1 protein-coding gene and 1 pseudogene are annotated in these 908 nt (G+C 65.1%); one reads left to right on the top strand and one right to left on the bottom strand.

The window, feature by feature from the left end; all coding sequences use genetic code 11:
* On the top strand, nt 1-772 hold a 772-nt coding region (locus tag MKK65_RS13810), incomplete at its 5' end, for a flagellin (RefSeq protein ID WP_279596703.1).
* A gap of 12 nt (nt 773-784) precedes the next feature.
* Here MKK65_RS13810 and MKK65_RS13805 read toward each other — a convergent pair.
* A pseudogene (locus tag MKK65_RS13805) lies at nt 785-908 on the bottom strand (IS630 family transposase); the annotation flags it as partial.

Here is a 908-nt window from a genome sequence, read left to right as displayed (position 1 = left end):
CCTCGACCAGGCCCTGACCAAGCTCAACACCGCGGTCGGCGCCGGCAGCTTCTCGAAGAGCACCGACGGCACCAAGATCGTGATGAACGCGTCCTCGGACGTGGAATTCAAGACCTCGGCCGACCAGACCGCGCTGGGCTTTGCGGGCGGTACGGCCTCCTCCGGCCCGACCTACGGCACGACCGCCGCGGCCGGCCAGAGTTCGGACCTGAGCGTGTCGGGCGTCTCGGCCCGAGCGACGCTCGCCTCGCAGTACAACAGCCTGCTGACCCAGATCGACCAGCTCGCCGGTGATTCGAGCTTCAACGGTACGAACCTGATCAACGGCAAGGGCGACAACAACAACCTGACGATCAACTTCAACCCGAAGGGCAACTCGAACCTCACGGTCTCGGCGACCGACGAGACCTCGAGCGGCCTCGGCCTGACCTCGATCACCAGCACCTCGACCAAGACCTCGACGATCGGGCAGGGCAGCTTCCTGCTCAACGCCGACATCAACACGACCCTGAACAAGCTCACGACCGCATCGAGCCAGTTGCGCACCGATGCGTCCACCTTCGGCTCGAACCTCTCGGTGGTGCAGAACCGCCAGGACTTCAGCAAGAACCTGATCAACGTGCTCGACACCGGCGCGTCGAACCTGACGGCGGCGGATCTGAACCAGGAGGCTGCGAACTCGCAGGCCCTGTCCACCCGCCAGTCCCTGGGCATCTCGGCCCTGTCGCTGGCGAACCAGGCTCAGCAGGGCATCCTCCAGCTGCTGCGCTAGAGCTGTTGTCGTTTAGGTTGGGTCATAAGCGTCGTATCCGGCGGCGGCGATGTAGTTGCGGCATTCCGCTGGAGTGAAGGCTGCGAAGGCCCGGGCGATGGCTGCCCAAAGGTCTGGGACGGTTCGGGCAGCGGCG

It is taken from the genome of Methylobacterium sp. J-001 (genome assembly GCF_022829565.1).
Taxonomy (GTDB): Bacteria; Pseudomonadota; Alphaproteobacteria; order Rhizobiales; family Beijerinckiaceae; genus Methylobacterium.
Note: the sequence above shows the minus strand (reverse complement) of the source record. Positions and strands in the feature narration are given on the sequence as shown.